Origin of the sequence: Curtobacterium sp. MCLR17_031 (genome assembly GCF_003234775.2) — a bacterium.
Taxonomy (GTDB): domain Bacteria; phylum Actinomycetota; class Actinomycetes; order Actinomycetales; family Microbacteriaceae; genus Curtobacterium; species Curtobacterium flaccumfaciens.
Map to the genome: position 1 here is coordinate 2,506,415 of NZ_CP126270.1, position 25,553 is coordinate 2,531,967.

Consider the following 25,553-nt stretch of genomic DNA (forward strand, 5'->3'; position numbering starts at 1 on the left):
GGACGGGAGGCCCGGTGCCAGCTGGCACCGGGCCTCCCGTCCGTCGTCACGCGCGACCGGTGCCCCACTCCGTGAGCAGGAATGGTCGGGTCCGTCATCCGGACCTGACCATTGCTGCTCACGAAGCGACGCGCGCGACGCGCGTCAGGCGGCGGGGACGCCGCCCTCGACCGCGGAGGGGTCGTCGGTCGGGCGGTTGCGCCGGAACCATGTCGGGGCCGCGGCGCAGAGCAGGAAGAGTCCGTCGACCGCCAGGCTCCAGACACGGGTGACGACGACCACGACCAGTGCGATGGACGGTGGCATGACGAGGGTGAGGAGCAGGGCCTGCACACCCTCGCGGACGCCGAGTCCACCGGGGGCGAAGACGGCCAACATGCTGATCGCCGAGGCCATGCTCGCGGCACCGATCACGAAGGCCGCGTCGGTGAGCTTCAGCGACGGGTACACCCCGAGGGTGATGAAGTAGTACGCCGTGCCGGAGAGCACCGCACCCGCGACGTACAGCCCGGCTCCGCCGAGGACGGTGCCGAGGTTCGGACGGACGTCGGCCTCGAGCGGCTTGCGCCGCAGGATCTTCAGCGCGATCCCGATCAGGAACACGAACACGCGCGGGATCAGGCAGACAACGCAGCCGACGAACGCCGCGATCATCAGGACGATGAGCCACGGGTCGAGGTTGTGCGTCCGCGGGTCGATGAGCAGCAGCACGAGCGCCAGGGCCAGGGTCGCGGCGATCTGCAGGGCGCCCTCGAGCAGCCCGCTCACTCCGAGGCGGGCCTTCGAGACGCCGTGCTTCGAGGCGAAGTAGACCTTGCCGATGATCCAGGTCGCGGCACCGGGGATGTAGCGGCCCATCCAGGACTTCGCGTACACGTAGGTCAGGGTGACGCCGCTGCCCTTGAGCCCGGTCGCGCCGAGCCGTCGCAGCAGGTAGAACCAGATGCCGACGCCCCAGTACCGGAAGCCGAGGCTGATCACCGTCGCGAGGATCACCCACGACCACTGCCAGTCGAGCCCGGCGAGCTGTCCCCAGTCGACGCTGCGGACGTACAGCACGAGGAACACCGCGAGCAGGACGTAGAAGGCGATGGGGATCGCCTTGCCGAGGAACCGTCGTCGCTTCGACGGACGCTTCCCCTCGGGCGCGGGGGTGTCGCTGGTGCTTGCGGACAAACGGGTCTCCTGCTCAGGTCACGGGCTCAGGTCATGGTAGACGCTGGGGTGGGCCGCTCCCTGCGGTGCTGCCGCAGGGAGCGGGTGCCGGGGACGTCACCGGTCGAGCGTCACCGGGCGAGCTTGACGATCTGCACGCGGCAGGGGATCTCCGGGTCGGTGGAGCGGTCGGCGCTGCACGAGATCGTCGCGTTGTACGTGCCGACCAGCTTGCCGGCCACTGAGTAGTCACGCGCCGGGGCCGTCGCCGGGTCGAACTGCACGAAGTACTGCACGCCCTCGTCGATGAACAGGTTGCGCATCGCGTCCGAGTGGTACGTGTAGCCCTGACCTGAGCGACCGTACACACGCGTGTCGGTCAGGAACGCGAGCGAGGAGAGCGAGCGGTAGTTCGAGCCGATGACGGTGGCGTCCTCGGGCAGCGCGCCGCTCGCCCGGATCTGGTCGGCGAGCCGGACGATCTCCGGCACGTCGGTCGGCCCGAAGACGCGCAGCGCCTCGGTGCGGTTGACCGACGGGTAGAACGGCGCCGGGGACCCGAACCAGTTCTGCGTGTACGAGGCGATCGGCACGACCGCGATCGCGATGCACGCCACGATCGTCCGGACCACGCCCCGGCGGCGCACCAGCCGCCAGACGGCCGGCAGCATGAGCGCCCCGATCATCGCCGTCAGGTAGAACAGCGGCCAGTAGTACCGGGCGTTGCCGCCGCCGCTCGACGACGAGGTGATCATGCCGTAGCCGACGAAGTACACCAGGGTCGTCGCCGCGACGATGCAGGTGAACGCGTAGCGGCGGAACCGCACGACACCGATGACGAGTGCCGCCGCGAAGAGCAGGGCGATCGGCGCCGCGAACGGGGCGAAGGTGCTGATCTTCTGCAGGTAGTACGGCAGGGCGAGCATGCGCTCGTGCAGGTAGTACCCGGCACGAGCCGCGATGCCGGACTCCTTCGTGACCTTCGGCGCGGTGTCCTCGGTGGTCGACTGCGTGGGCGGCGGCACCACGGCGGGGTCCGGGTTGTCCATCGGGCCCTGCTTGTAGACCGACGGGGTGAAGTCCTCGTTGGGCGAGAAGGCGTGGTCGTTGGGCGGGACCGGCAGGAAGGGCCAGTCCGTGGCACGGCCGCCGTCGTCGAACTTCGAACCGATGTTGACCGACAGCGACGACCCGAGCGTCACCGTGCCGTACTTGAGGGTCAGTGCGCCGACCCACGGGGCGATGACGACGGCGAACACGACGATCGTGGCGACCGGGGCCGGCCACCAGTGCCGGACGGGCTCACGGCGGCGACGGGCGGACCAGACGCGCAGCAGCAGCCAGAGGATCACCGCACCGACGGCCACGGGCAGCAGGAAGAGCTTGGTGAAGTACCCGAGCGCGGCCACGACGCCGAGCACCGCGCCGGAGGCGACCCGCGCACGCGTCGAACCGTGCAGCGCCTGGTCGGCCCACCGGAGCGCCCAGAGGAACCCGACGATCCACGCGACGACGAGCAGGTCCGGGGTCTGCACCGACACGGCGCTCATCAGGGCGGGGATCGCGGTGACCATGAAGAGCACGGCGGGGACGATGCGGTGGTTCTGCGACCAGACGAGCCACCCGCCGATGCCGAGCACGACGGCCACGGCGAAGCAGTTCACGATCGCGAAGGCCGTCTGCATGCCGAGGCCGAGGGCGATGAACGGCGCCATCATCCACGAGACCAGCGGCGACCAGTACGCGTTGATCGCGTCGGGCAGCCAGCCGTTCGCGTACTCGCGCGCGATGCCCATGTAGGAGATGCCGTCGACGTTCGTCACGCCGAGGCGGTTGTGGTACGCCACGGCGGCGCTCAGGGCGACCCCGATCACCACGAGGACGCCCAGGATCAGGGGTGCGACGACGTGCCGGTACCGTCGCGCACCCGCCCCCGAACGCCGTCCTGCGGGCTCGTGGGTGCTCTGCGGTGCTGCGGTCGTCGTCACGGTCACGTGCTTCATCATGACATCCGTTCGCTTGCCGGACCGCACCGAGGCGGATCGCGGGCCCCGCTCGGCGTGTGGGAGACTGCCGGGGACCCCGCTCCGACCACCTCGAGGACGTTCGTTGGCCACCGAAACCCGCGCAGCCGAATCCGCAGCCGAACCGACGGCGGCCGCTCCCCGCGCAGGGGGCCGGCTCGAGTTCCCGTACCTGGACGGGCTCCGCGGACTCGCCGCCCTGGCCGTGGTGTTCTACCACGCGTACCTCTTCACCGGGACGACCGGCACCGGGCCGACCGAATTGCCGTGGCTCCGACCGTTCATCGGGTGGGGCTACCTCGGCGTCCCGCTGTTCATCGTCCTGTCCGGCTACGTCCTGATGCTGCCCGTCGTGACCCGGTTCGACCGCTACCGGTTGCCTGGCGGCTTCTGGAAGTTCATCTGGCGCCGCGCCCGACGGATCATCCCGCCGTACTGGGCGTCGCTCGTCGTCTTCGCGCTCATCATCCTGTTCGTCCCGGTGATGGGGCAGCCCGGCGGCACCCAGTGGGACACGAAGCTGCCGATGGGCTGGGGCACGTTCCTCACGCACTTCTTCCTGGTGCACGACTTCTTCCCGCAGTACATCGGCAAGATCAACGGCCCGATGTGGACGGTCGCGGTCGAGTGGCAGATCTACTTCCTCATGCCGCTGCTGATCCTGCCGCTCTGGAAGGTCTTCGGCGGGTGGGCGACCGCGTCCTCGCTGGTCCTCATCGGCATGTGGATGGGCTCCGAGAGCCGCTACTCGTGGATGCACCCGTGGTTCGTCGGCCTCTTCGCGGTCGGCATGCTCGCCGCCGAGCTCACCGTGAAGGCCCGTGACGAGCACCTGACCGGCAAGCTCAACAGCTCGAAGCTCGGCGGGCCGCGGTGGCAGAGCGGCGTGTTCGTGGCCGCGATGTTCGTGGGCATGCTCCTCGTCTTCTTCCGCAACCGCGACTACTGGCAGCACCAGACCTGGCCGTCCGAGGTCGTCCTCGGCATCTTCGCCGGCATCCTGCTGACCTGGATGGGTCGCAAGGCGGTCACCGGGGAGCACACCTGGCTCGCACGCTTCTTCGCGTGGAAGCCGTTCGTGCTCGCCGGCCTCGTGTCCTACACGATCTACCTCTTCCACAGCCCGTTGCTCGGACTCGGCAACCTGCTGCTCCTGCCGATGGGCCTGTACCCGAAGTGGCAGTTCCTGATGATGGTCTTCGTGGTGATCCCGATCACCCTGGCGATCTGCGTCGGGATGTGGTGGCTCGTGGAGCGCAACTTCCTAAACCGCCGGCAGAAGCACGCCACCCGCGAGGTCTCCTCGCGCGGGCGCCTGCCCGAGGTCGAGACGGACGACGAGGGCACCCGCACCGCCCGCTAGCCCCGACAGCGGACACCGCATCCGACGCTGCAGCAGACGCTGCCCGGGTGCGTCTCACGGACAGGTGTCGCCGAGCCCGGGTAGCATCGCTCGGACCGCGGCGTGGGTGATCAGGCCCACGGCATCTCGACAGGGAAGACGAGACCACATGCGCGCACCCATCAGCAGGATCCTCGGGCTCGGCACCGCTGCCGCCGTCGCCGGGGTCATCACCTTCGGCAGTGGCCCGGCGGTCGGCGCGAGCGCGACCGCCACCGAACCCGCCGGCACCGACACCGGTCAGCAGCTCTCCATCGCCGAGATGGACCGCACCGGCAACCACACCATGGGTGCCGGCATCGCCGCCCACGCCGGTGAGACCCACGTGACGACCTCCCCCGACGCGACCTCGGGCGGCGGCGTGAGCGCACAGTCCCTCAGCTCGTCGGCCGCTGCCGCCACCGCCGGCGGCCCACCCCCCGGCCGGGTGCAGGGCTTCGACATCAGCGCGTGGCAGCCGAGCGTCAACTTCCTGCAGGCCTACCGCAACGGCGCCCGGTTCGTGTACGTCAAGGCGACCGAGGGCACCTCGTACGTCAGCTCCACCTACAAGCAGCAGTACGCCACCGCCAAGCAGCGCAACCTGTACCGCGGCGGCTACGTCTACGCCCAGCCGAGCCAGGCGAGCGGCGCCGCGACCGCGAACTACTTCTTCGCCCACGGCGGCCAGTGGAGCAAGGACGGCAAGACCCTGCCGCCGCTGCTCGACATCGAGTACGGCAGCGCCGCCCAGGGCACCTGCTACGGCAAGTCGTGGGGCGCGATGCGCACCTGGATCAAGGACTTCAACCGGACCGTCGTCGCCAAGACGGGTCGGTACCCCGCGATCTACACCACGACCGACTGGTGGAAGCGCTGCACGAACAACAGCAACCAGTTCTCGAAGAACCCGCTGTTCGTCGCGATCTACCCGGTGAAGAACTTCACCACCCCCGGAACCCTCGGACGCAGCTGGTCGAAGTGGACCTTCTGGCAGTGGGCGGCCAGCGGCACGCTCCCCGGCGACCAGGACGTCTACCGCAACGACATCACGTACCTGAAGCGCTTCGCGTCCCGGACGAGCTGACGCCCGTCAGAGGCGGCGCTGCGACCGACGGCCCTGCCACCAGCCGACGGCGAACAGCACCGCGCCGACGAGCAGGAACGGCCCACCCGCGAAGACGAGGAACGCCGCACCGAACGGGAAGCTCCCGCCGGTCACGGCGTACACGGTGAGGATCAGCGCCCCGGTTCCGGAGACGGCTCCGCCGATGGCGGCGGTGACGCCGCCGGCGACGGTGAGGGATCGACGCTCGGTCATGTCGTCAGCCTAGGGGCGCGCGCCCCCGGCGCTCGGCCACCACGAACGGACAGGAGGCCCGTGGCGGTGTCGCCACGGGCCTCCTGTCCGTCACGGGCGCGCGTTCGCGCCCGCCGTGTCAGCGCACAGTGTCAGCGGACGTCGCGCGTCGCCTCGGCGAAGTCGGCGTCGAGGGCGGTCGCCATGCGGGCAACGCCCTGCGCGAGCTGCGCGCGGACCGCGTCGCGGTCCGCGTCGAGCGCCTCGAGCTGCGCCGTGACGTCGTCGACGAACGTGGGCTCGAGTGCGGCCTCGATCGGCTTCGAGTAGGCCTGCTGGCCCATCTGCTCGAAGAACAGCCGGCCCTTGTCGACGTAGTAGAGCACCGCGGCGGGGACCCCGGCGATGGTCGCGACGATCGCCGAGTGCAGGCGGCTCGCCAGGAACAGGCGGCTGCGCGACATCAGTCCGGCGTACTCGGACGGCGAGAACTCGTCGGCCTCGACCACGTGGGTGCGGTCGGCGCGCCGCATCAGCGCGATGACCTCGCGCGCGAAGGCGGCGTCACCCTCGGACGCCTCCATGTGCATCGGGTAGAACACCACGTCGGCGTCCCAGCGGTCGATCACACGGTCGGCGAGATCGGCGACGGCCTGCCGGTAGGTCACGAGCTTGTCGCTGTCGACACCGGTCTGGCGGAAGCGCTTCGGCAGGAACCGGAACGGGATCCAGCCGCTGCGCTTGTAGTGGAACCAGCGACGGACGCCGAAGCCGATCGAGCCGTCGAGCTGCTCGGCGGTCAGGCCGGTGGTGCGCTCGAGCCGCTCGAGCACCTCGGCGTCGGGCGGGGTGACCGTCCCGACGACCGCGGGGTCGAAGGACGACACGATCGGCGTCTTCACGCCCCAGGACAGGAGCTTCTCGCGGGACTCGTCGTCGCGGACGGCGAACGCGCTGCAGAGGTCGACGGTGGCGCGGATCAGGCGCTTGCTGACCCCGGCGGTGGTCGGGCCGATGCCCTGGAACGCCCCGACGAGGTTCTTGTTGACCGCACGGACGAGCAGCATCTTGCCGAACCAGTACACGAGGCCGAGCTTGTTCGTGTAGTCCTTCAGGATCTCGCCGCCACCCCAGAGCACCACGTCGGCGCCGCGGGCGGCACGGAGCAGGGCGAACAGGTCACCGATGCCGGTGCTGTACGGGGAGACCGGCAGGAACCGGATCCCGAACCACGCGGCGTCCCGCTCGGGGTACTGGGACAGGGACACGATCTCGGCGTCCGGCCACCGGCGACGGACGAGCTCGACGTTGCCGGCGAGGATCGCCCGGTCCCCGCGGTTGTGGGGCGAATCGCTATTGTGGATCAGTACGCGCACGGGGTGAGAGCCTACCGGACCGTCCCCCGCCAGCCCCGGAAAGGCACGATGTCCCGCACCACTCGCTCCGCCCGTTCCCGCCAGGACCGCCCCCGCCTGCTCGTCCTGGGCTCGACGTTCCCGGCCCGTCCGGACGACGGCGTTCCGGCGTTCGTGCTCGACCTCGCCCACCAGGAGGCCACCGAGTTCGACACCCTCGTGCTCACCCCCCGCGTGCCCGGCGGTGCCGCGAAGGAGCGCATCGGCGACGTCGCGGTGCGCCGCTACCCGTACTTCCCGCGTCGCTTCGAGGACCTGGCCGACGGCGCGATCCTCGACAACCTCAAGGAGCGGCGCTCCCGCATCGTTCAGGTGCCCGCGCTGGTGCTGGCGCAGTACCTGGCCGTGCGGCGCATGGTGCGCTCCGCGAAGCCCGACGTCATCCACGCGCACTGGGCCATCCCGCAGGCCCTCGTCGCGACGCTGGCCGCCCCGGGTGTACCCGTCGTCGTGACCACCCACGGCGGGGACATCTACGCGCTCCGTGCGGCTCCCCTGGTCCGGCTCAAGCGCTGGGTCTTCGGACGGTCGGCGCACGTCACCACCGTGAACTCCGAGATGCGCGAGCGCCTGACCGAGTGGGGCGTCCCCGAGTCGCGCTCGACCGTGATCCCGATGGGTGTCGACCTCGGTCCGGCCCGCGACACCCGTGCCCGCGTCGCGCCGCAGGAACACCACGTCGTCGCCGTCGGTCGTCTGGTCGAGAAGAAGGGCTTCGGCAACCTGATCGAGGCGCTCCGCGGCCTGGGCGACGACGTGCCCTGGCGGCTCACCGTGGTCGGCGACGGCCCGTACCGCGCCCAGCTCGAGCAGCAGGCGGCGGATCTGCCGGTGACGTTCCTGGGCCAGCGGGGCCGCACCGAGGTGCTCGAGACCCTCGCGTCGGCCACCGTCGTCGCGGTGCCGTCGGTCCCCGCGGCGAACGGCGACCAGGAAGGGCTGCCGGTCACCCTGCTCGAGGCCGCGGCGGTCGGGGCCGCGATCGTGGCGAGCGACCTGCCGGGCATCCGGGACGTCGTGCAGGACGACGTGTCCGGCGTGCTCGTGCCCCCGGGGGACGTCCCGGCGCTCCGCGCAGCACTGCAGCGCGTGCTCACCGACGATGCAGCGCGCTCGCGCTACCAGGAGCAGGCCGTCGTCTCGGCGGCGGAGTTCTCCACCGAACGGATCGGCGAGCGCTACCGGGCGGTGCTGCGCGCAGCCATCGGCTGACGACGCGGCAGACACACCGGAGGCCCGGTGCCGGTCCCACGGACCGGCACCGGGCCTCCTGTGTGTCGCCCTAGCGCCCCATGCCGCGGTACGTGAAGCCGGCGGCGGTCCACGCGTCACGATCGAGGCAGTTGCGGCCGTCGATGACGACCGGCGACGCCACGAGTGCGGCGGCGGCGGTCGCGTCGAGCTCCCGGAACTCGGTCCACTCGGTGAGCACGAGCACGAGCTCCGCCCCGCCCAGCGCCTCGGCCGCACTCTCGACGTAGTCGAGCTCCGGGTGGACGCGTCGCGCGGTGACGACGGCCTCGGGGTCGTACGCCGAGACCACGGCGCCGAGTTCCTGCAGGCGGGCTGCGATGTCCAGGGCGGGCGAGTCACGCACGTCGTCGGAGTTCGGCTTGAACGCCAGGCCGAGCACCGCGACGCGCTTGCCGCTGACGACACCGCCGAGCAGCTCCTGCGCCAGCTCGACGACGTGGGCGCGACGGCGCAGGTTCGTGGCGTCGACGTCGGCCAGGAACGCCAGGGACTCCCCGACGCCCAGCTCGTTCGCCCGCGCCTGGAACGCACGGATGTCCTTCGGCAGGCACCCGCCACCGAAGCCGAGACCGGCGTTCAGGAACTTGCGGCCGATGCGGGCGTCGTGGCCGATCGCGTCGGCGAGCGCCGTGACGTCGGCACCGGCGACCTCGGCGATCTCGGCCATCGAGTTGATGAACGAGATCTTCGTGGCGAGGAACGCGTTCGCGCTGATCTTGACGAGCTCGGCGGTGGGCAGGTTGACGACGAGTCGGGGCGTGCCGGTGGACAGCGCCTCGGCGTAGACCTCGTCGAGGGCAGCGACGGCCTGTTCGCCGGCCTCGCCGTCGGGCACGCCGTAGACGAAGCGGTCCGGCGCGATGGTGTCCTGCACAGCGAAGCCCTCACGCAGGAACTCGGGGTTCCAGACGAGCGTGGCACCGGGGACGGCCTCGCTGACCTCGGCGGCCAGGCGTGCGGCGGTGCCGACGGGCACCGTCGACTTGCCGACGACGAACTCGCCGGCGGACAGGTGCGGGGTGAGCGCGGCGACGGCGGCGTTCACGTAGGTCAGGTCCGCGGCACCGGTGGGACCCTGCGGGGTGCCGACGGCGAGGAAGTGCACGCGGGCACCGGCGACCTCGGCCATGTCGGTGGTGAAGCGGATCCGACCGGACTCGAGGGCCTCGGTCAGGATCTCGGGCAGGCCGGGCTCGAAGAAGGGGGCCTCGCCCGCGGCGAGCCGCTCGATCTTGGTGGGGTCGACGTCCACGGCGACGACCTCGTGTCCGAGTTTGGCCATGGAGGCGGCGTGCACGGCACCGAGGTAGCCGCAGCCGATCACAGAGATACGCACGTCGAAGAAGGTACCGGTTTCTCGCCGAAGTCTCATCACGGCGCCCGCGGCGACGCTCGCAGCGGCCGGGTCAGGCCCGCACGTCGCCCCACGGCGGACGGTCCGGACCGCCGACGATCTCGTCCCAGTCCGGCTCACGGTGCCGGCGTCTGGCCTCGTAGGCCTCCACCAGGTCGTGCAGGACGGCGACGACGAGGTCGGCGTGCGGCACGTCGGCGAGGACCACCGCGGGGTCGTCCCCGGGGAACACGAGCACGTCACCGGAGCGGAACAACCCCTGCAGCCCGCGGCGCCGCACGGTCACGTCGTAGCCGCGGGAATGGAGGAGCTCCCGTCGGGTCCGGGTGCCGAGTCCGTTGACCACGACCAGGCGACGCGTGGTGACGACGTACCGCTCCGACATCCAGCGGAACAGCGGGACGGCGCCGCCGAACACGACGAGCACCACGACGACGAGCGCGACGACGGCGTTCAACCAAGCCAGCTGCGCCTGGAACACGCCGAAGCCGAACCCCCCGGCCGCGGTGACGAGCACGACGAACACCGCCGGGCGCACCAGCCGACGGGCGTGTGGTCGCAGGCGTGCGACGACACGTTCGGGCGGGGGCTCGGCGGTCATGCCGTCATGCATACCGCAGGTGGGTGACGTCCCCCACCGCGACTCCCCTGGTGCCGCCCGCCTGGTCCCGGATCGTGATGCGACCGGCGTCGTCGATGCCGGTCGCGTCGGCCTCCTCGACGGTGCCGTCCGGCAGTTCGAGGCGGATGCGGCGACCGATCGTGCCGCACGCGGCGCGGACGTGGGACCGGACCGTCTCGGCGGCGGGACCCCCCGTGACCAGGCCGGCCACCGCCTCCAGGACGGACCGCAGGAAGGCGGACAAGACCGCGTCGGCCAGGGCGGGTGCGTCGTCGACCGCGCCGGCGAGCAGGAGCGAGGTGGACGTCGGGGTGGGCAGCCGGTCCGCCGGAATCGTCAGGTTCACGCCGGCCCCGACCACGACGCCGCCGTCGGCGGCGACTTGGCAGAGGATCCCGCACACCTTGTCCCCGGCGACCTGCACGTCGTTCGGCCACTTCACGACGACGTCGGCGCCGGCCGGGAGCACCGATGCGATCGCGTCGCGCATCGCCGCCCCGGCGACCAGCGGCAACCAGCCGCGGTCGTGGTCGTCCAGGTCCGCACGGACGAGCACGCTGGCGGCGAGCGTCTCACCGGCCGGAGCGGTCCAGGTCCGGTCGAGCCGGCCCCGACCCGCGGTCTGGTGCAGGGTCGCGACGACGCTGCCGTGCTGCTGCTCGGGGGCGGCGGCGAGCAGGTCCGCGTTGGTGGACCCGGTCTCGGCGGGGGCGGTGATCGTCGCGCCCGCCGACCGGACAGCCGCGCTGGTGGCGGGGAACGACGGCGACGGGGATGTGGACATGCACGCAAATGTACGGGCAGGAACCGTGGGGGTCCTCCAACCGGCAGCGTGGCACCCGCCGGTAGGGTGAGCGGGTGACTTCAGGAGACACCCCCGATCTGTCGACGACGGCCGGCCGACTGGCCGACCTCCGCGACCGGTACCACGAGGCCGTGACCGCCGCGGGCGAATCCGCCATCGCCAAGCAGCACGCGAAGGGCAAGGGCACCGCGCGCGAACGCATCGAGCAGCTGCTCGACGAGAACTCCTTCGTGGAGTTCGACGAGTTCGTGCGGCACCGCACCACGTCGTTCGGCATGGACGCCAAGCGCCCCTACGGTGACGCGGTCGTCACCGGGGTCGGCACGATCCACGGCCGCAACGTCGCCGTCTACGCGCAGGACTTCACGGTCTTCGGCGGGTCGCTCGGCGAGGTCGCCGGCGAGAAGATCATCAAGGTCATGCAGCACGCGCTGAAGACGGGTGTGCCGATCATCGGCATCCTCGACTCCGGCGGCGCCCGCATCCAGGAAGGCGTCGTCGCGCTCGGCAAGTACGGCGAGATCTTCCGCCTGAACACCCAGGCCTCCGGTGTCATCCCGCAGCTCTCCATCGTGATGGGTCCGGCGGCCGGCGGTGCGGTGTACTCCCCTGCACTCACCGACTTCGTCATCATGGTCGACAAGACCAGCCACATGTTCGTCACCGGCCCCGACGTCATCAAGACCGTCACGGGCGAGGACGTCGGCTTCGAGGAGCTCGGCGGCGCCCAGACGCACAACGCGGTCTCCGGCGTGGCCCACTACCTGGCCGAGGACGAGACCGATGCGCTCGACTACGCGCGCTCGCTCATCGGGTTCCTGCCGGACAACAACCTGTCCGACCCGCCGGCCTACGACGTCGCCCCGGAGCTCGAGACCACCGACGCCGACCACGAGCTCGACCTCGTGATCCCGGACTCGACGAACCAGCCGTACGACGTCACCACGATCATCGAGCACATCGTCGACGACGGTGAGTTCCTCGAGGTCCAGCCGCTCTTCGCGCCGAACATCCTGATCGGCTTCGGCCGGGTCGAGGGCCGCACGGTCGGCATCATCGCGAACCAGCCGCAGGCGATGGCCGGCACGCTGAACATCGACGCCGGCGAGAAGGCCGCCCGCTTCGTGCGGTTCTGCGACGCGTTCGGCATCCCGATCCTGACCCTGGTGGACGTGCCCGGCTACCTGCCCGGCACCGACCAGGAGTGGACCGGCGTCATCCGCCGCGGCGCGAAGCTGCTGTACGCCTACGCCGAGGCCACCGTCCCGCTCGTCACCGTCATCACCCGCAAGGCCTACGGCGGCGCGTACATCGTGATGGGCTCGAAGCAGCTCGGCGCCGACATCAACCTGGCGTGGCCGACCGCCGAGATCGCCGTCATGGGCGGTCAGGGCGCCGTGAACATCCTGTACCGCGCCGAGATCAAGCGCGCCGAGGAGTCCGGCGAGGACGTCGCCGCGGTCCGCACGAAGCTCGCGAACGAGTACACGTACAACGTCGCGTCGCCGTACCTGGCGGCCGAGCGCGGTGAGCTCGACGGCATCATCCAGCCGCACGCCACCCGGGTGTCGGTCATCAAGGCCCTCCGGTCGCTGCGGGGCAAGCGCGCCACGCTGCCCCCGAAGAAGCACGGGAACATTCCCCTCTGATGGGTCGCCACGCAGCAGCCGTGCCCTCGGACGAACCCGCCTCGGTGGCGGACGTCCGGGTGGTCTCGGGCGACCCCACACCCGAGGAACTCGCCGCCGTCGTGGCCGTCCTGCAGCGCCAGGCCGACGAAGCCGCTGCCGCCGGACGCGCCGCCGTGGTCGTCGAGCCCCGCACCGGGTGGGACGCCGCGGCCCGCGGACTCCGACGCCCGCTCGACCACGGACCGGGCGCCTGGGGCCGATCGCTCCGCTGATGTACCCCTGGTGCGCGGGCGACCGGAACGGTTGCAGGGCGTACTTCCCGGTCGGTATCCCCTCACTCGGGGGACACGTTCAGCGGATACGGACCGGAAATGCCGGAATTGTCCCCCATAATGACGACTGACATGCGGCTCGTGCGTGGGCATAGTAGTTGGTGTTCGGTGTCCTTCAACGAAAGACATCGCAGGACGGTGGCCGACTAGGGTACGAAGCCGCCGCCCGCTGCGAGGCAGGGCGACATTCGGGTTGTCGCTCAGCCTCGGGTCGTGAACGGGCCGGTCGGTATCCGACCGGCCCGTTCCCCGTTTCCAGGGCGTTCAGCGCGTGCGTGCGGGCGTCGGTGCGGTACCGAGGCCGACGCGGAACGACACCGTCGACGTCGTACGACAGCGACATGGTCGCTTCCGAGCGCGCGCCCGCCCGGCGCACCCACGTGGCGGCCGGGAGGCCCGTGGCGGGGCCGCCACGGGCCTCCCGGCTGTCCCCCATCGCCGTCCACCGCCGCCCGCACGCCCGGCGCACCACGCGCCTCCGCAGCGCAGTCCGCACCACGTCCGCGACGATCCACGCGTCGATCACGTGGCGCACTGTCGCAACACGCGCGCACACGCTGCCGCGCGCTGTACCGAGCGCGCCGCGCGCTACGCGGGCTCGTGCCGCGGGATCTCGAGCCAGAGTGCGACGGAGTCGTCCTCGTCCCCGTCGTCGTCGTCCATCCCCGCTCCGAGCGCCGCGGACTCGCTGGCCGCGCCGTCGAGGCGGAGTCCGACGACGGTCACCGCGGAGTCGGAGCCCTCGCCGACCGTCCGCACGATGACGTTGTCGGCGTCGCGGGCCTGCCGGAGCGCCTCGGCGACACGGGCGTGGATGCGGCGGATGTCCGGGGCGTCCAGGTCGTCGAGCCCACCGTCGTCGTGCAGCTGGACGGTCGCGCCGCGGCGACGCAGGCGCATCACTTCGTCGCGGACGTCGTCGGACAACAGGGACCGGCCGCGGATCTCGTCGCGGATGGCCTGCTCGAGGTGCAGGCACTCGGCGCGGTCGGCGTCGTCGAGGTCGCCGCAGGAGTCGATGATGCGCTGCAGCATCGGCAGGGCCATCCGGGTGGTCTGGCTCAGCCGGAACTGCCGCTCGAACACGTGGGCGTCCTGCGCGGCCTGCCAGTCGGCGGTCTCCTGCTCGGCGAGGACGAGCTCACGGGTGTTCCGGATGGCACGGCTCATCGCGGCGGCGAAGACGGTGGCGATCGCGACCCAGGCAACGCTGCCGACCACGCCGAGCCCACCGAGCGAGCCGAGACCGGCCCAGGCGACGGTGTACACGGTCAGGAACAACACGCCGGCCCACGCGAAGGGGCCCCGACCGCGCACGACGAGCACCACCATGAGCGTGCCGATGGCCGCGATCCACCAGGTGGCGGAGCCAGGACCGCGACCATCGACGAGGACGGGGGCGGCGATCACCGGCATCACGATGGCTGTCGCGAGGGAGAAGCAGGCCGTCCAGACCGGCAGGACCCTGCCGGGGACGAACAGTGCGAGGCCGGTGGCCGCGGCGTACAGGACCATGCAGGCGACGATCGGGGCGACCTGGTCGACGCGCGGCAGCGTGGCCGCGGCGAGGACCAGGTGGTAGAGGGAGAACAGCGACGCGAGTCCGAGGGCGATGCTCGCCGGCAGGGAGACCTTCATGCGGTCGTCCTCGCGGCCGGAGACCACATCAGCACGATGCGGGTGCCCTCGCCCGGGGCGGTGTGCACCTCGGCTCGGCCGTCGACGGTCGCGACCCGCTCCACGATGGAGCGACGGACACCGAGCCGTTCGGCGGGGATGGCCGCGACGTCGAACCCGCGGCCGTCGTCACCGACCTCGACGAGCACCCCCTGGCCCTGCTGCTCGATGCGGACCCAGCGGGAGACGTCAGCGTCGCCGGCGTGCTGCACGCTGTTCACCGCGGCCTGCAGCGCCGCCGAGGCCAGCGCGTCGGCGACCGACGCGGGCAGGCGGACCGACCCGGTCGGCGTCGGGACGAGGCGGACCGGGGCGGGCAACGCACCGACCCCCTCGCGGATGCGCGCCCGGAGTTCCCCGAGGGCGACCGGTGCGACGTCACCGGGACCGTCGGTGGCGGCGGCCTCGAGGTGGTCGATCGCGTTCCGGGCCATCCGCGCGGCGAGGGTCTTGGCCTCGAGCGTGTCGGCACGGGCGGCGGAGAGCAGCGTCGTGAGCACGCTGTCGTGCACGATGGCGTCCACCTGGACCCGCTCGACCTCGGTCGCGTGTTCCCGGATGGCGAGCGAGTACCGCCGCACCGCGGTGGACTGCGCCGTGTCGACCGACGTGGCCGCACGCCGCAGCACCACGGCGATGACGAGCACCGCACCGCTGAGCAGCGCCGTGTACACGCCGTCGAGCAGGACGGCGAGGACCCCGACGTCGCCGCCGAGCGGGCTGAGCCGGATGACGACGTACACCGCCGGCACGAGCGCGGTGTAGACCGTCGCGCGCCACGTGGCGAAGCCCATGGCCGCCGCCGTGCAGCCGACCGTGCAGAACCACCACGGCCACGGCTGCTGCGCCGACGGGATGGGCTCCTGCACGGTGGCCGTCCACGTCACGAGCACGACGAGGAACAGCAGCGCGCAGACGATCTGCGCGAGCTGCGCGACCCGCTGCACGAAGGCCGAGACCCCGATGAACACGAACGACGCCGCGAGGGCGAGCATCAGCGTCGGACCCCAGAACGGGTCGAGGTACGGCAGCTGCTGCAGGACCGCGGGCGCGTCGACGACGCCGAGGCCGATCGCCGCCATCGCGAGGAGGATCGCGAACGCGCGCTCCACCGACGCCTGCGTGATCGAGGCGCGGACGCTGCGCGCCGGATCGGCGCCGAAGGGCGCCGGTTCGACGACCGGCCGCGCCGACTCAGCCGCGGTCGCCATCCGTGTCAGCGACCGTCGCCGTCGGGGTCGATGCCCGAGTCGAGCCCGGGGAGGATCCCGTCCTCGACGGCTCGACGCAGCAGGTCGACCTTCGTCGGGGCCGGGCGGCCGACCTCGACGTACTTCACACGGATCCGGTCGAGGTACTCACGGGCCGTCGAGTACCCGATGCCGAGCTGCTGGGCGGCGAGCTTGAGCGGGAGTCCCGAGGCGTAGAGGTGCAGGATCTCGCGCTCGCGGCGGCCGAGCTGCGCCTTCGCGAAGTCGCGGTCGGCGTCGATGGCGCTCGCCCACTCGAGGTTGTTGAGCACGTCACCGCGTGCGACGGTGGCGACCGCGGCCATCACCGTCTTGGTGGCCGAGGACTTCGGGATGACGCCGGCAGCCCCTGCTGCGAGCGCCTCACGCACGTTGGCGACACGGTCCGCGATCGAGTGCACGAGCACCGCCGATCCCGTCCCCTGCACGCCCTTGACGTTCTCGGTCACGGTCGAACCGTCACCGAGGGACAGGTCGAGGACGACGACGTCGACCTCTCGCCCGTCGAGGTTCTGGACGTACTCGGGGACGCTGGCGGCGGTGAGCACCACCTCGAACCCCTCGTTCTGGCACGCCGCCTGGATCCCGAGTCGGACGGACTCGTGGTCGTCGACGATCGCGACCCGGACCGGCCTGGTGGCCGCCCCTGACGTCTCGGTGCTGGTGGTTGTCGTTCCTGCTGCCACAGTGGCCTCTCGTTCCGATGCGCGACGCCGGCCCCTGAAACCGGAGTGCCATCAACGACCCAGGATACCCAGCCCGGACTCAGGTGCGGGGCTTCTCCGCTGCGCCACGCTGGCCGGTCCGCCGATTGGTGGACACCCCGACACGCAAGGACCCGCGGTCGAGTGACCCCCGGACCTCAGCGCGTGGGGACCAGGCGCGCGACGGCTTCCAGGTGGTGCGTGTGCGGGAACAGGTCGAAGGCCCGCAGTGCTTCGAGCCGGTAGCCGAGGTCGGCGAACGTCGCGACGTCGCGGGCCAGTGCCACCGGGTCGCACGCCACGTAGACGACCTGCTCCGGCTGGAGCGCAGCGATCTGCACGACCACGTCACGACCGGCACCGGCGCGGGGCGGGTCGAGCACGATCGTGCCGGCGCGGAAGCGGTCCTTCTCGGCACGCGAGGCGTTCGCCACCGTGTTCGTCAGCCAGCGGTCCACACGGCCGGTCTCGGCGCGGGCGCCGAGCCACTCGGACAGGTTCTCCTGCGCGTGCTCGGTGGCACGGGCGGCGCTCTCGACGCTCGTGATGCGCGCCTTCGGGCCGACCAGGTCGCCGAGGGCGGCGGCGAGCAGGCCGACACCGCCGTACAGGTCCAGGTGGGTGCCCTCGGGGTCGAGGCGGTCGCGGTCGACCAGGTCCTGCACGGCCTCGGTGAGCACGGTCGCCGCAGAGCGGTGCACCTGCCAGAACCCGTTGTCGTCGACCTGGAACGTGCGCTCCCCCACGACCTCGGTCACCACGGTGGGCTTCTGGTCGTCGATGACGAGCCGCGCGCCCTCGGAGCCGCTCGGTGCGAGGACGTCGATGACCGACGAGCCCGGCAGCGCACCACGGCCGAGCGGGGCGCTCTGCTGCACGACGGCGGTAGCGAGCGGCAGGCTGGCGACGGGGATCACGGAGTGCGAGCGGGCGGCGAAGGGGCCGGCGGTGCCCTGCTCGTCGACGTGCAGCCGGACGCGGGTGCGCCAGCCGAGGCCGTTCGCCGAGTCGTCACCGGGCGCGGCCTCGACGACGACGTCGTGGCCGAGCACCTCGGCGAGGTCCATCCGCGCGAACCGCGCGAACGAGTCGACGAGGACGTCGTGCTTGAGCGTGCGCTGGTGTGCGAGGGCGATGTGCCCGAACTCGGCACCACCCGGGCGCGTCTCGGGGTCACGCTCGAGCGCGGCCTCGGGCCAGACGTGGTCGACGCGGTGCTCGCTCGGCGTGATGACGCTGACCGTGTCGGCGCGCCAGAACGACTTCTTGCGGTCCTCGGTCACCCGGGCGACGACGCGCTCCCCGGGGATCGCGTCCGAGACGAAGACCACCCGTCCTTCGTGCCGTGCCACCGAGATGCCGCCGTGGGCGATCCCGGTGACGTCGAGTTCGAGCAGCGTGCCGACGGATTCACCCATGGTGAGATGGTCCCATGCGTCTGTACCTCGCGAGTACATCCCCCGCCCGCCGAGCACTCCTCGCCCAGTCCGGGATCGAACCCGTGCTCGTGTCCCCCGGGGTCGACGAGGACGCCGTCGGCGCCGCAGCAGCGGCATCGCTCGGCCGCGACCTGACCGGTCCGGAGCTCGTCTCGCTCCTCGCCGTCGCGAAGGCGTCCGCGGTCGCCGACTCCGCGGTCGCCGGGTCACCGGTCGACGGGGTGGTCTTCGGCGGGGACTCCGCGTTCGAGGTCGACGGACAGCTGTACGGCAAGCCGCACGACCCCGCGGTCGCCCGGGAGCGCTGGCGGCAGATGCTCGCCGCCGGCGGCGGGACCCTGTGGAGCGGACACTGCGTGATCGATCGACGGCGCGACGACCGGCACCGGGACCCGGAACCGGCCACGGGACGGCCTGGAGGCGCGGCACCGGCCCGCACCGTGCCTCCCGTCCGGTCCCTGATCACGTCCACCGCCGGCGTCCCGCAGCTGGGTGCCGTCGCGCCCGGCGGGTCGGCGCTGGCCGCCGCCGGCGACCGCGTGGTCGCGGTCGACAGCGCGGTGCTGACCTTCGCCGACGACGTGTCCATCGACGAGATCGACGCGTACGTCGCGACGGGCGAGCCGCTCGAGGTGGCGGGTGCCTTCACCATCGACGGTCGGGCCGCCGCGTACATCACGCGGATCGACGGAGCACCGTCCGCCGTGATCGGGATGTCGCTGCCGGTGCTGCGGTCGATGCTCCTCCGTGGCTTCGGCATCGCCTGGCACGATCTCTGGGCTCATTAGACGCGGCGCACTGTAGACATCCACACCTGTTCCGGGTGGTTCTTTGTGGGTGCCAGTCAAAACGCACTCCCGCCGCACGAATACGCTGCTGTGTCATGCCCCGTATCAGCAAGGTCCTCATCGCGAACCGCGGCGAGATCGCCGTCCGCATCATCCGCGCGGCCCGCGACGCGGGCAAGGCATCGGTCGCGGTCTACGCCGACCAGGACCGCGATGCCCTGCACGCCCGCCTCGCCGACGAGGCCTACGCGCTGAACGGCACCACGAGCGCCGACACGTACCTCGTCATCGACAAGATCATCTCGGTCGCCCGCCGCTCCGGTGCGGACGCCGTGCACCCGGGCTACGGGTTCCTCGCCGAGAACGCCGACTTCGCCCGCGCCGTCATCGACGCCGGGCTCGTCTGGATCGGCCCGTCGCCGGAGTCGATCGAGCGCCTCGGCGACAAGGTCTCCGCGCGCCACGTCGCCGAGAAGGTCGGCGCACCGCTCGCCCCCGGCACCATCGAACCCGTGCAGGACGTCTCCGAGGTCTTCGACTTCGTCGACCAGGTCGGCCTGCCCGTCGCGATCAAGGCGGCGTTCGGCGGTGGCGGTCGTGGTCTGAAGGTCGTCCGCGACCGTGCCTCGGTCGAGGAACTCTTCGAGTCCGCCACCCGTGAGGCCATCGCCGCGTTCGGTCGGGGCGAGTGCTTCGTCGAGAAGTACCTGGACAAGCCGCGCCACGTCGAGACCCAGTGCCTGGCGGACGAGCACGGCAACGTCGTCGTGGTCTCCACCCGCGACTGCTCGCTGCAGCGTCGCCACCAGAAGCTCGTCGAGGAAGCCCCGGCGCCCTACCTGACGCCCGAGCAGCAGACCGCGCTGTACGAGTCGTCCAAGGCGATCCTGCGCGAGGTCGGCTACGTCGGCGCCGGCACCTGCGAGTTCCTCATCGGCGCCGACGGCACCGTGTCGTTCCTCGAGGTGAACACCCGCCTGCAGGTCGAGCACTGCGTCTCCGAAGAGGTCACCGGCATCGACCTGGTGCGCGAGCAGTTCCGCATCGCCGAGGGTGGCGTGCTCGACTACTCGGACCCCACGCCGCGGGGACACTCGTTCGAGTTCCGCATCAACGGCGAGGACCCGGGTCGCAACTTCTTCCCCGCGCCCGGCCCGGTGCACGCGTTCAACGCACCGTCCGGCCCCGGCGTCCGTGTCGACTCGGGTGTCGTCTCCGGCGACGTCGTGTCCGGCTCGTTCGACTCGATGCTCGCGAAGCTGATCGTCACCGGCGCCACCCGTGCCGAGGCGCTGGAGCGTTCGCGTCGTGCACTCGCCGAGTTCGAGGTCACCGGCCTGCCGACCGTGCTCCCCTTCCACCGTGCCGTGGTGTCCGACCCGGCGTTCGCGACGGACGACTCCTCGCCGTTCAGCATCTACACGCAGTGGATCGAGAGCGACTTCGTGAACGACATCCCGGCGTGGAGCGGCTCCCCCGAGGAACTGCCGGCCCCGGCTGCGCGCGACAGCGTCGTGGTCGAGGTGCAGGGCAAGCGCATCGAGGTCACCATGCCGTCGATCGTCGGTGGCGGTGCTGCCGGCGGTGTCGCCGGTCGTCGTCCGGCCGGCCCCACCGCTCCCCCGAAGCGCCGCTCGTCGGCCGTCCGCGGGGGCCTGGCGAAGTCCGGGTCGTCCGTCGCGTCGCCGATGCAGGCCACCGTGGTGAAGCTCGCCGTCGCCGAAGGTGACACCGTGGTGAAGGGCGACCTGCTCGTCGTGCTCGAGGCCATGAAGATGGAGCAGCCCGTGCAGGCCCACAAGGACGGCGTCGTCACCGGGCTGAACGCCCCGGTCGGCCAGACGGTCTCGTCCGGTCACGTGCTGCTCGAGCTCGCGTAGCGCGGGGGTTCTTGCTCTCCCCCGGAACCAGGTTCCGGACACAGCACCGTGCATCTACACGGTGCTGTGTCCGTTCCACGGTGCGTCACCACATTGGTGTCGTGCGGCTCGCCAGTGGGACCGGGAGTCCGGACCTCCGGAGCGTGGACGGAGCATCTCCTCCCGGAAGGACTTCCCGCCAGACGAGCCTCGCGAGACCCCGGACCCCCGGGACTGCACGTACCGCGTCCTCTCGGAACTTCTCCGCGATCACCACTTCTTCTGCCGTCCGCGCGCCGCGAACCTCGCCGGCCCGGTACTTGACGAGTCCGTCGAACTCCACGACCACCCCCTGCTCCGGAAACCAGAAGTCGACCCGTGCGATGCATCGGCCGTCGACGGAGAACTCGTGTTGCAGCTCCGGCCGTGGCAACCCGAGATCGTGCATCACCAACAGCGCGAGGCTCTCTCCGGCGGACTCGATCCGACCATCCGCGAGCTCGAGGAGCGCTCGGACCCGCTGGGCACCGCGGCGTGTCGGTCGTGATTCGAGTTCGGCCAGCAGGTCGTGACGATCGACCCCTCGTCGGAGCACCGCGTCGAGGACGACCAGGGCATGGCCCCGGTCGGATCGGAGCGCAACGTCGATGGCCGTGGTCACCAGGTCCGTCGTCTCGACCCCGTCGATGAGCACGGTTGCCACGTCTCGACCACGTGCCGGCACCTTGTCGCTGAAACGCAGGCGCTGCGCGCGGTCGCGCGTGGGGTCGGTGAGGGCCACGCGATCCGGGAGTGGCCCGAACCAGGGCAGCTCGTGCATGACGACGGCCGACGCGTGCGACACGATCAGCCCCGGACGGGAGGCAGCGAGGACGGCATCGATCCGGGCACGGTGACGCGCCGCTTCCGACGCATCCCGGAACGCCTGGGTGGGGGTCGAAACGCCGTGGCCGATGCGGAGGAACTCGCCCCGCTCCGTTCTGCGCCGCATGCTGCGAGCCGTTGCGCTGTCCACCGGAGTCGTCATGAGCGTGAGGCGTTCCATCGGGACAGCGTGGCGTCCCGGCGGCCGCTCACGGCACGATGACCCGGTCGCTGTGGAGAACCAGCCGACCCGTTGCCATTGTGGAGCGGTACCGGGCTTACGCGACACTGCGGAATGGACACAGCACCGCGAAGATGCGCGGTGCTGTGTCCGGAACCTGGTTCGGGCGGACCGCGCCCTACGACACCAAGGGGCGCACCGCGTCGGCGAGGGCGTCGACCAGGCGCTGGGCCTCGGCGGGGGTGTCCGCGACGGTGTCGATGTACACCTTCACCTTGGGCTCGGTCCCGCTCGGGCGGACGATCACCCGGGCGTCGCCGGACAGGTCGTAGCGCAGGATGTCCGAGGGCGGGAAACCCGCCACCCCGTCGGCGTAGTCCGTCACCGTGTGGACGTCGAGCCCGCCGAGCGTCGACGGTGGCGTGGACCGGAGCGACGCCATGATCTCGCCGATGCGCGACAGGTCGTCGACGCGGGTCGCCACCTGCCCCGACGCGAACGCGCCGAACTCGGCGGCGAAGGCCTCGAGGTGATCGGCGATGGTCGAGCCGGACGCGGCGAGCTCGTCGGCGAGGGACAGCAGTTCGAGCGCAGCCGAGATGCCGTCCTTGTCGCGCACGACCGACGGGTCGACCAGGTAACCCAGGGCCTCTTCGTAGCCGAACAGCAGCTCGGGCACCCGCGAGACCCACTTGAAGCCGGTCAGGGTGTCGCGGTACTCCAGCCCGTGGCGCGCAGCCACCCGGGCCAACGCCGGCGACGAGACGATCGACGCGGCGAGCGTGCCGGTCGCGCCCGACTCGGACGCCCGTGCAGCGGCACGCCACCCGAGCAGCCAGCCGACCTCGTTGCCCGACAGCCGGCGGTAGGACGGCGCACCGGCGTCCGCGGCCGTCGGGATCGCGAGTGCGAGCCGGTCGGCGTCGGGGTCGTTCGCGATCACCAGGTCGGCGCCGACGGCGAGACCACGGGCGATCGCCAGGTCCATCGCGCCGGGCTCTTCCGGGTTCGGGAAGGAGACCGTCGGGAATGCTCCGTCCGGCTCGATCTGCTCCGGCACCACGGTCGGTGACGCGAACCCGGCGGCGACGAACACCGCGCGAGCGGTCTCCCACCCGACGCCGTGCATGGCCGTGTAGACGACCTTCGGCTGCTCGTCGACCCCGAGTACCGGAGCGGGCACGATCGCGGCCGTGGCGGCCACGTAGGCGTCGACCAGAGCCGACGTCGCGACGGTGTAGTCCAGGCCGCGCGGCAGGTCGGTGACGGACCCCGCAGCGACGGCGTCGATGGCGTCCGCGATCTCGCCGTCGACGGGCGGCACGATCTGCGAGCCGTCGTCGTCCTGACCGAGGTAGACCTTGTACCCGTTGTCCCGCGGCGGGTTGTGGCTCGCGGTGACCATGACGCCCGCGCCGACGTCGAGGTGCCGGACGGCGAACGCGAGCACCGGCGTCGGCAGGGCCGCGGGCAGCAGGGTGACCTCGAGGCCGAGGCCACGCATGACCTCGGCCGAGTCACGTGCGAAGACGTCCGAGTTCACCCGGCCGTCGTACCCGATCACGACGCTGCGCGAGCGCCCGGTGTCGATGAGGAACCGTGCGAGCCCCGCAGCGGCCTGGGTCACGACGACCCGGTTCATCCGCAGCGGGCCCCAGCCGAGCTCCGCGCGGAGTCCGGCGGTGCCGAACTGCAGCCGGCCGTCGAAGCGCTCGGCGAGCGCCCGGGCAGCGGGACCGTCACCGTCGGCCGCCGCGTCGATCGCCGCGGCCAGCTCGTCGCGGGTCTCGGGGTCGGGGTCCTGCGCCAGCCAGGCCCGCGCGGTGCCGAGCACCTGGTCGAGGTCGAGCTTCACGACGTCGGCTGCCCGAGTGCGGCGACCACGCGTGCGAGCAGGTCGGCGATCACCGGCTCGGCCTGCTTGCCGGCCTCGAGCACCTCGGTGTGCGACAGCGGGGTCTTCTGGATGCCCGCGGCGAGGTTCGTGATGAGCGAGAACCCGAGGACCTCCATACCGGCCTGACGGGCCGCGATGGCCTCGAGCGCGGTGGACATGCCGACGATGTGTCCGCCGATGGTCTTCGCCATCTGGACCTCGGCCGGGGTCTCGTAGTGCGGGCCGCGGAACTGCGTGTACACGCCCTCGTCGAGCGACGGGTCGACCGTCCGGGCCAGCTCGCGCAGCCGCGCGGAGTACAGGTCGGTGAGGTCGATGAACGTCGCGCCCTCGAGCGGGCTGTCCGCGGTCAGGTTGATGTGGTCGCTGATGAGCACCGGGGTGCCCGGGGTCCAGTGCTCCTTGATGCCGCCGGCACCGTTGGTCAGCACCATGATCGAGGCACCGCTCGCCGCGGCCGTGCGGACGCTGTGCACGACCCGACGGACCCCGTGGCCCTCGTAGTAGTGGGTGCGGGCACCGATGACGAGCGCGTGGCGGCCGTCGGCGAGACGGATCGACCGGATGGTGCCGGAGTGTCCGGGGACGGCCGAGGCGCTGAACCCGGGGACCTGCGCGGCCGGGATCTCGGACACGGTCTCACCGATGATGTCGGCGGCCTTGCCCCAGCCCGACCCGAGGGTCAGGGCGATGTCGTGCCGCTCGATGCCGGACTGTTCGGCGATGACGGCGGCGGCGGCCCGCGCGACCTCGAACGGGTCGGCAGCGGGGTCGTTCAGCGGGTTCTCGGTGCTCATGCCCCAACTCTAAAGGGCGGACGCCCGCCGCAGCGCCCGCCGCAGCGCCCGCCGCAGCGCCCGCCGCAGCGCCCGCCGCAGCGGCCGCCACCGCACCCGCCTCAGTGCTCGCCGAGCGCCCGGTCCACCGCCGCCGTGATCTCGCCCTGGTCGAAGTGGTTCGCGATGACGATGACCTCGGCGTAGGTGTCGCCGATCGCCTCGACGAACTCCTGACTCGTCAGGATCACGTTCGCGTCGTCGGAGACGTCCCGCACGGACGCGACGTCCGCCGCGACGACCGACGCCGACAGCCCGAGGGCGTCGAGCGCCTTCTCGGCGTTCACCTTGAGGATGCCGCTCGACCCGATGCCGGCGCCGCAGATGGTCACGATCTTCACGCGGAGACCCCCATGATCGTGCGGACCTCGTCCGCCGTGGTCGCCGCCGCGATCCGCCCGGTCACGGTGGCGTCGTTGAACAGGTTCGCGATCTCGCCGATCGACTCCAGGTGGGTGCCGACCTCGGCCACCGCGAGCCCGAGCACCACACGGACGGGGTCGTTGTGCGGGTGGCCGAACGCCACCGGCGTCGCGAGCGTCACGATCGCGAGTCCGTCCCGCACGACGGCACCACCCGGCCGGGCGTGCGCGAACGCGAGCCCCGGCGAGATGACGATGTACGGCCCGTGCTCCTCGACCATGCCGATCATGGCGTCGGTGTACTCGTCGGTGGTGGCGCCCGAAGCGACGAGCGCACCGCCGACCAGGCGCATCGCGTCACGCCACGCGGGCGCGTCCGCACCGAGGAGGACGGCGGTGTCCGGCAGCGGTGGCAGTCCCATG

Annotated in this window: 23 protein-coding genes; 7 read left to right on the forward strand and 16 right to left on the reverse strand. The window is 71.5% G+C overall.

Annotation, left to right across the window (positions count from 1 at the left end):
- Positions 1-144: 144 nt before the first annotated feature.
- Together DEI96_RS11805 and DEI96_RS11810 are read right to left on the reverse strand one after the other, a co-directional pair.
- Positions 145-1,176, reverse strand: coding sequence for a lysylphosphatidylglycerol synthase domain-containing protein (locus DEI96_RS11805; RefSeq protein ID WP_111022327.1), 1,032 nt, complete (start codon positions 1,174-1,176; stop codon positions 145-147).
- A 110-nt stretch (positions 1,177-1,286) separates the two neighbouring features.
- On the reverse strand, positions 1,287-3,158 hold the full coding sequence (locus tag DEI96_RS11810) for an ArnT family glycosyltransferase (RefSeq protein ID WP_181440442.1): 1,872 nt from the start codon (positions 3,156-3,158) through the stop codon (positions 1,287-1,289).
- Between the two features lie 106 nt (positions 3,159-3,264).
- Between DEI96_RS11810 and DEI96_RS11815 the strand changes: the two genes are divergently transcribed.
- Both DEI96_RS11815 and DEI96_RS11820 read left to right on the forward strand, forming a co-directional pair.
- Positions 3,265-4,542, forward strand: a complete 1,278-nt coding sequence (locus tag DEI96_RS11815) for an acyltransferase family protein (RefSeq protein WP_181440441.1) — start codon at positions 3,265-3,267, stop codon at positions 4,540-4,542.
- Positions 4,543-4,690: 148 nt separating this feature from the next.
- Positions 4,691-5,647, forward strand: a complete 957-nt coding sequence (locus DEI96_RS11820; protein WP_111022324.1) for a GH25 family lysozyme — start codon at positions 4,691-4,693, stop codon at positions 5,645-5,647.
- 6 nt (positions 5,648-5,653) lie between these two features.
- On the opposite strand, the gene DEI96_RS11825 is transcribed toward DEI96_RS11820, so the two are convergent.
- Together DEI96_RS11825 and DEI96_RS11830 are read right to left on the reverse strand one after the other, a co-directional pair.
- The gene (locus DEI96_RS11825; RefSeq protein ID WP_111022323.1) at positions 5,654-5,881 is read right to left on the reverse strand and encodes a hypothetical protein; all 228 of its coding nucleotides are present in this window, start codon (positions 5,879-5,881) and stop codon (positions 5,654-5,656) included.
- Positions 5,882-6,012: 131 nt separating this feature from the next.
- Positions 6,013-7,236 (reverse strand): polysaccharide pyruvyl transferase family protein, encoded by a 1,224-nt coding sequence (locus DEI96_RS11830; protein ID WP_181440440.1) that lies wholly within the window; start codon positions 7,234-7,236, stop codon positions 6,013-6,015.
- A 48-nt stretch (positions 7,237-7,284) separates the two neighbouring features.
- On the opposite strand from DEI96_RS11830, the gene DEI96_RS11835 reads away from it, so the two are divergent.
- Positions 7,285-8,487, forward strand: coding sequence for a glycosyltransferase (locus DEI96_RS11835; RefSeq protein WP_146246841.1), 1,203 nt, complete (start codon positions 7,285-7,287; stop codon positions 8,485-8,487).
- A 70-nt stretch (positions 8,488-8,557) separates the two neighbouring features.
- Here the strand turns inward: DEI96_RS11835 and DEI96_RS11840 are convergent, their stop codons facing one another.
- From DEI96_RS11840 to DEI96_RS11850, 3 genes are all read right to left on the reverse strand, one after another.
- Positions 8,558-9,865 carry a UDP-glucose dehydrogenase family protein gene (locus tag DEI96_RS11840; RefSeq protein WP_071406414.1) on the reverse strand — a complete coding sequence of 436 codons (1,308 nt, stop codon included), beginning with the start codon at positions 9,863-9,865 and terminating at the stop codon, positions 8,558-8,560.
- Positions 9,866-9,935: 70 nt separating this feature from the next.
- Positions 9,936-10,484: a PH domain-containing protein gene (locus DEI96_RS11845; RefSeq protein ID WP_071244247.1), complete on the reverse strand. Its 549-nt coding sequence runs from the start codon at positions 10,482-10,484 to the stop codon at positions 9,936-9,938.
- A 4-nt stretch (positions 10,485-10,488) separates the two neighbouring features.
- Positions 10,489-11,289 carry a biotin--[acetyl-CoA-carboxylase] ligase gene (locus DEI96_RS11850; protein WP_111022321.1) on the reverse strand — a complete coding sequence of 267 codons (801 nt, stop codon included), beginning with the start codon at positions 11,287-11,289 and terminating at the stop codon, positions 10,489-10,491.
- Between the two features lie 74 nt (positions 11,290-11,363).
- Here DEI96_RS11850 and DEI96_RS11855 point away from each other — a divergent pair, with 74 nt between their 5' ends.
- Together DEI96_RS11855 and DEI96_RS11860 are read left to right on the forward strand one after the other, a co-directional pair.
- Positions 11,364-12,959: an acyl-CoA carboxylase subunit beta gene (locus tag DEI96_RS11855; protein ID WP_071406413.1), complete on the forward strand. Its 1,596-nt coding sequence runs from the start codon at positions 11,364-11,366 to the stop codon at positions 12,957-12,959.
- The gene (locus DEI96_RS11860) at positions 12,959-13,213 is read left to right on the forward strand and encodes an acyl-CoA carboxylase subunit epsilon (RefSeq protein WP_051596908.1); all 255 of its coding nucleotides are present in this window, start codon (positions 12,959-12,961) and stop codon (positions 13,211-13,213) included. The genes DEI96_RS11855 and DEI96_RS11860 overlap by 1 nt, the downstream gene beginning before the upstream one ends.
- A 648-nt stretch (positions 13,214-13,861) precedes the next feature.
- Here DEI96_RS11860 and DEI96_RS11865 read toward each other — a convergent pair.
- From DEI96_RS11865 to DEI96_RS11880, 4 genes are all read right to left on the reverse strand, one after another.
- On the reverse strand, positions 13,862-14,911 hold the full coding sequence (locus DEI96_RS11865; protein WP_111022366.1) for a DUF8320 family protein: 1,050 nt from the start codon (positions 14,909-14,911) through the stop codon (positions 13,862-13,864).
- On the reverse strand, positions 14,908-16,161 hold the full coding sequence (locus tag DEI96_RS11870) for a sensor histidine kinase (RefSeq protein ID WP_111022320.1): 1,254 nt from the start codon (positions 16,159-16,161) through the stop codon (positions 14,908-14,910). Before DEI96_RS11870 ends, DEI96_RS11865 begins: the two co-directional genes overlap by 4 nt.
- 5 nt (positions 16,162-16,166) lie before the next feature.
- Complete coding sequence (locus DEI96_RS11875) at positions 16,167-16,886, reverse strand: response regulator transcription factor (protein ID WP_017888757.1); 720 nt, start codon at positions 16,884-16,886, stop codon at positions 16,167-16,169.
- A gap of 176 nt (positions 16,887-17,062) precedes the next feature.
- Positions 17,063-18,322 (reverse strand): class I SAM-dependent RNA methyltransferase, encoded by a 1,260-nt coding sequence (locus tag DEI96_RS11880; RefSeq protein ID WP_111022319.1) that lies wholly within the window; start codon positions 18,320-18,322, stop codon positions 17,063-17,065.
- Between the two features lie 14 nt (positions 18,323-18,336).
- Between DEI96_RS11880 and DEI96_RS11885 the strand changes: the two genes are divergently transcribed.
- Positions 18,337-19,131 carry a Maf family protein gene (locus tag DEI96_RS11885; protein WP_111022318.1) on the forward strand — a complete coding sequence of 265 codons (795 nt, stop codon included), beginning with the start codon at positions 18,337-18,339 and terminating at the stop codon, positions 19,129-19,131.
- Between the two features lie 95 nt (positions 19,132-19,226).
- On the forward strand, positions 19,227-21,011 hold the full coding sequence (locus DEI96_RS11890) for an acetyl/propionyl/methylcrotonyl-CoA carboxylase subunit alpha (RefSeq protein WP_111022317.1): 1,785 nt from the start codon (positions 19,227-19,229) through the stop codon (positions 21,009-21,011).
- Positions 21,012-21,096: 85 nt separating this feature from the next.
- On the opposite strand, the gene DEI96_RS11895 is transcribed toward DEI96_RS11890, so the two are convergent.
- From DEI96_RS11895 to DEI96_RS11915, 5 genes are all read right to left on the reverse strand, one after another.
- Positions 21,097-22,035, reverse strand: a complete 939-nt coding sequence (locus DEI96_RS11895; RefSeq protein ID WP_111022316.1) for a polysaccharide lyase domain-containing protein — start codon at positions 22,033-22,035, stop codon at positions 21,097-21,099.
- Between the two features lie 178 nt (positions 22,036-22,213).
- On the reverse strand, positions 22,214-23,890 hold the full coding sequence (locus DEI96_RS11900) for a phospho-sugar mutase (RefSeq protein WP_111022315.1): 1,677 nt from the start codon (positions 23,888-23,890) through the stop codon (positions 22,214-22,216).
- The gene (locus tag DEI96_RS11905) at positions 23,887-24,729 is read right to left on the reverse strand and encodes a purine-nucleoside phosphorylase (RefSeq protein WP_111022314.1); all 843 of its coding nucleotides are present in this window, start codon (positions 24,727-24,729) and stop codon (positions 23,887-23,889) included. Before DEI96_RS11905 ends, DEI96_RS11900 begins: the two co-directional genes overlap by 4 nt.
- 101 nt (positions 24,730-24,830) lie before the next feature.
- On the reverse strand, positions 24,831-25,109 hold the full coding sequence (locus tag DEI96_RS11910) for a PTS sugar transporter subunit IIB (protein WP_027466460.1): 279 nt from the start codon (positions 25,107-25,109) through the stop codon (positions 24,831-24,833).
- A complete protein-coding gene (locus DEI96_RS11915) occupies positions 25,106-25,552 on the reverse strand; it encodes a PTS sugar transporter subunit IIA (protein WP_071406407.1) in 447 nt (148 codons plus the stop codon). The genes DEI96_RS11910 and DEI96_RS11915 overlap by 4 nt, the downstream gene beginning before the upstream one ends.
- Position 25,553 lies beyond the last annotated feature (1 nt).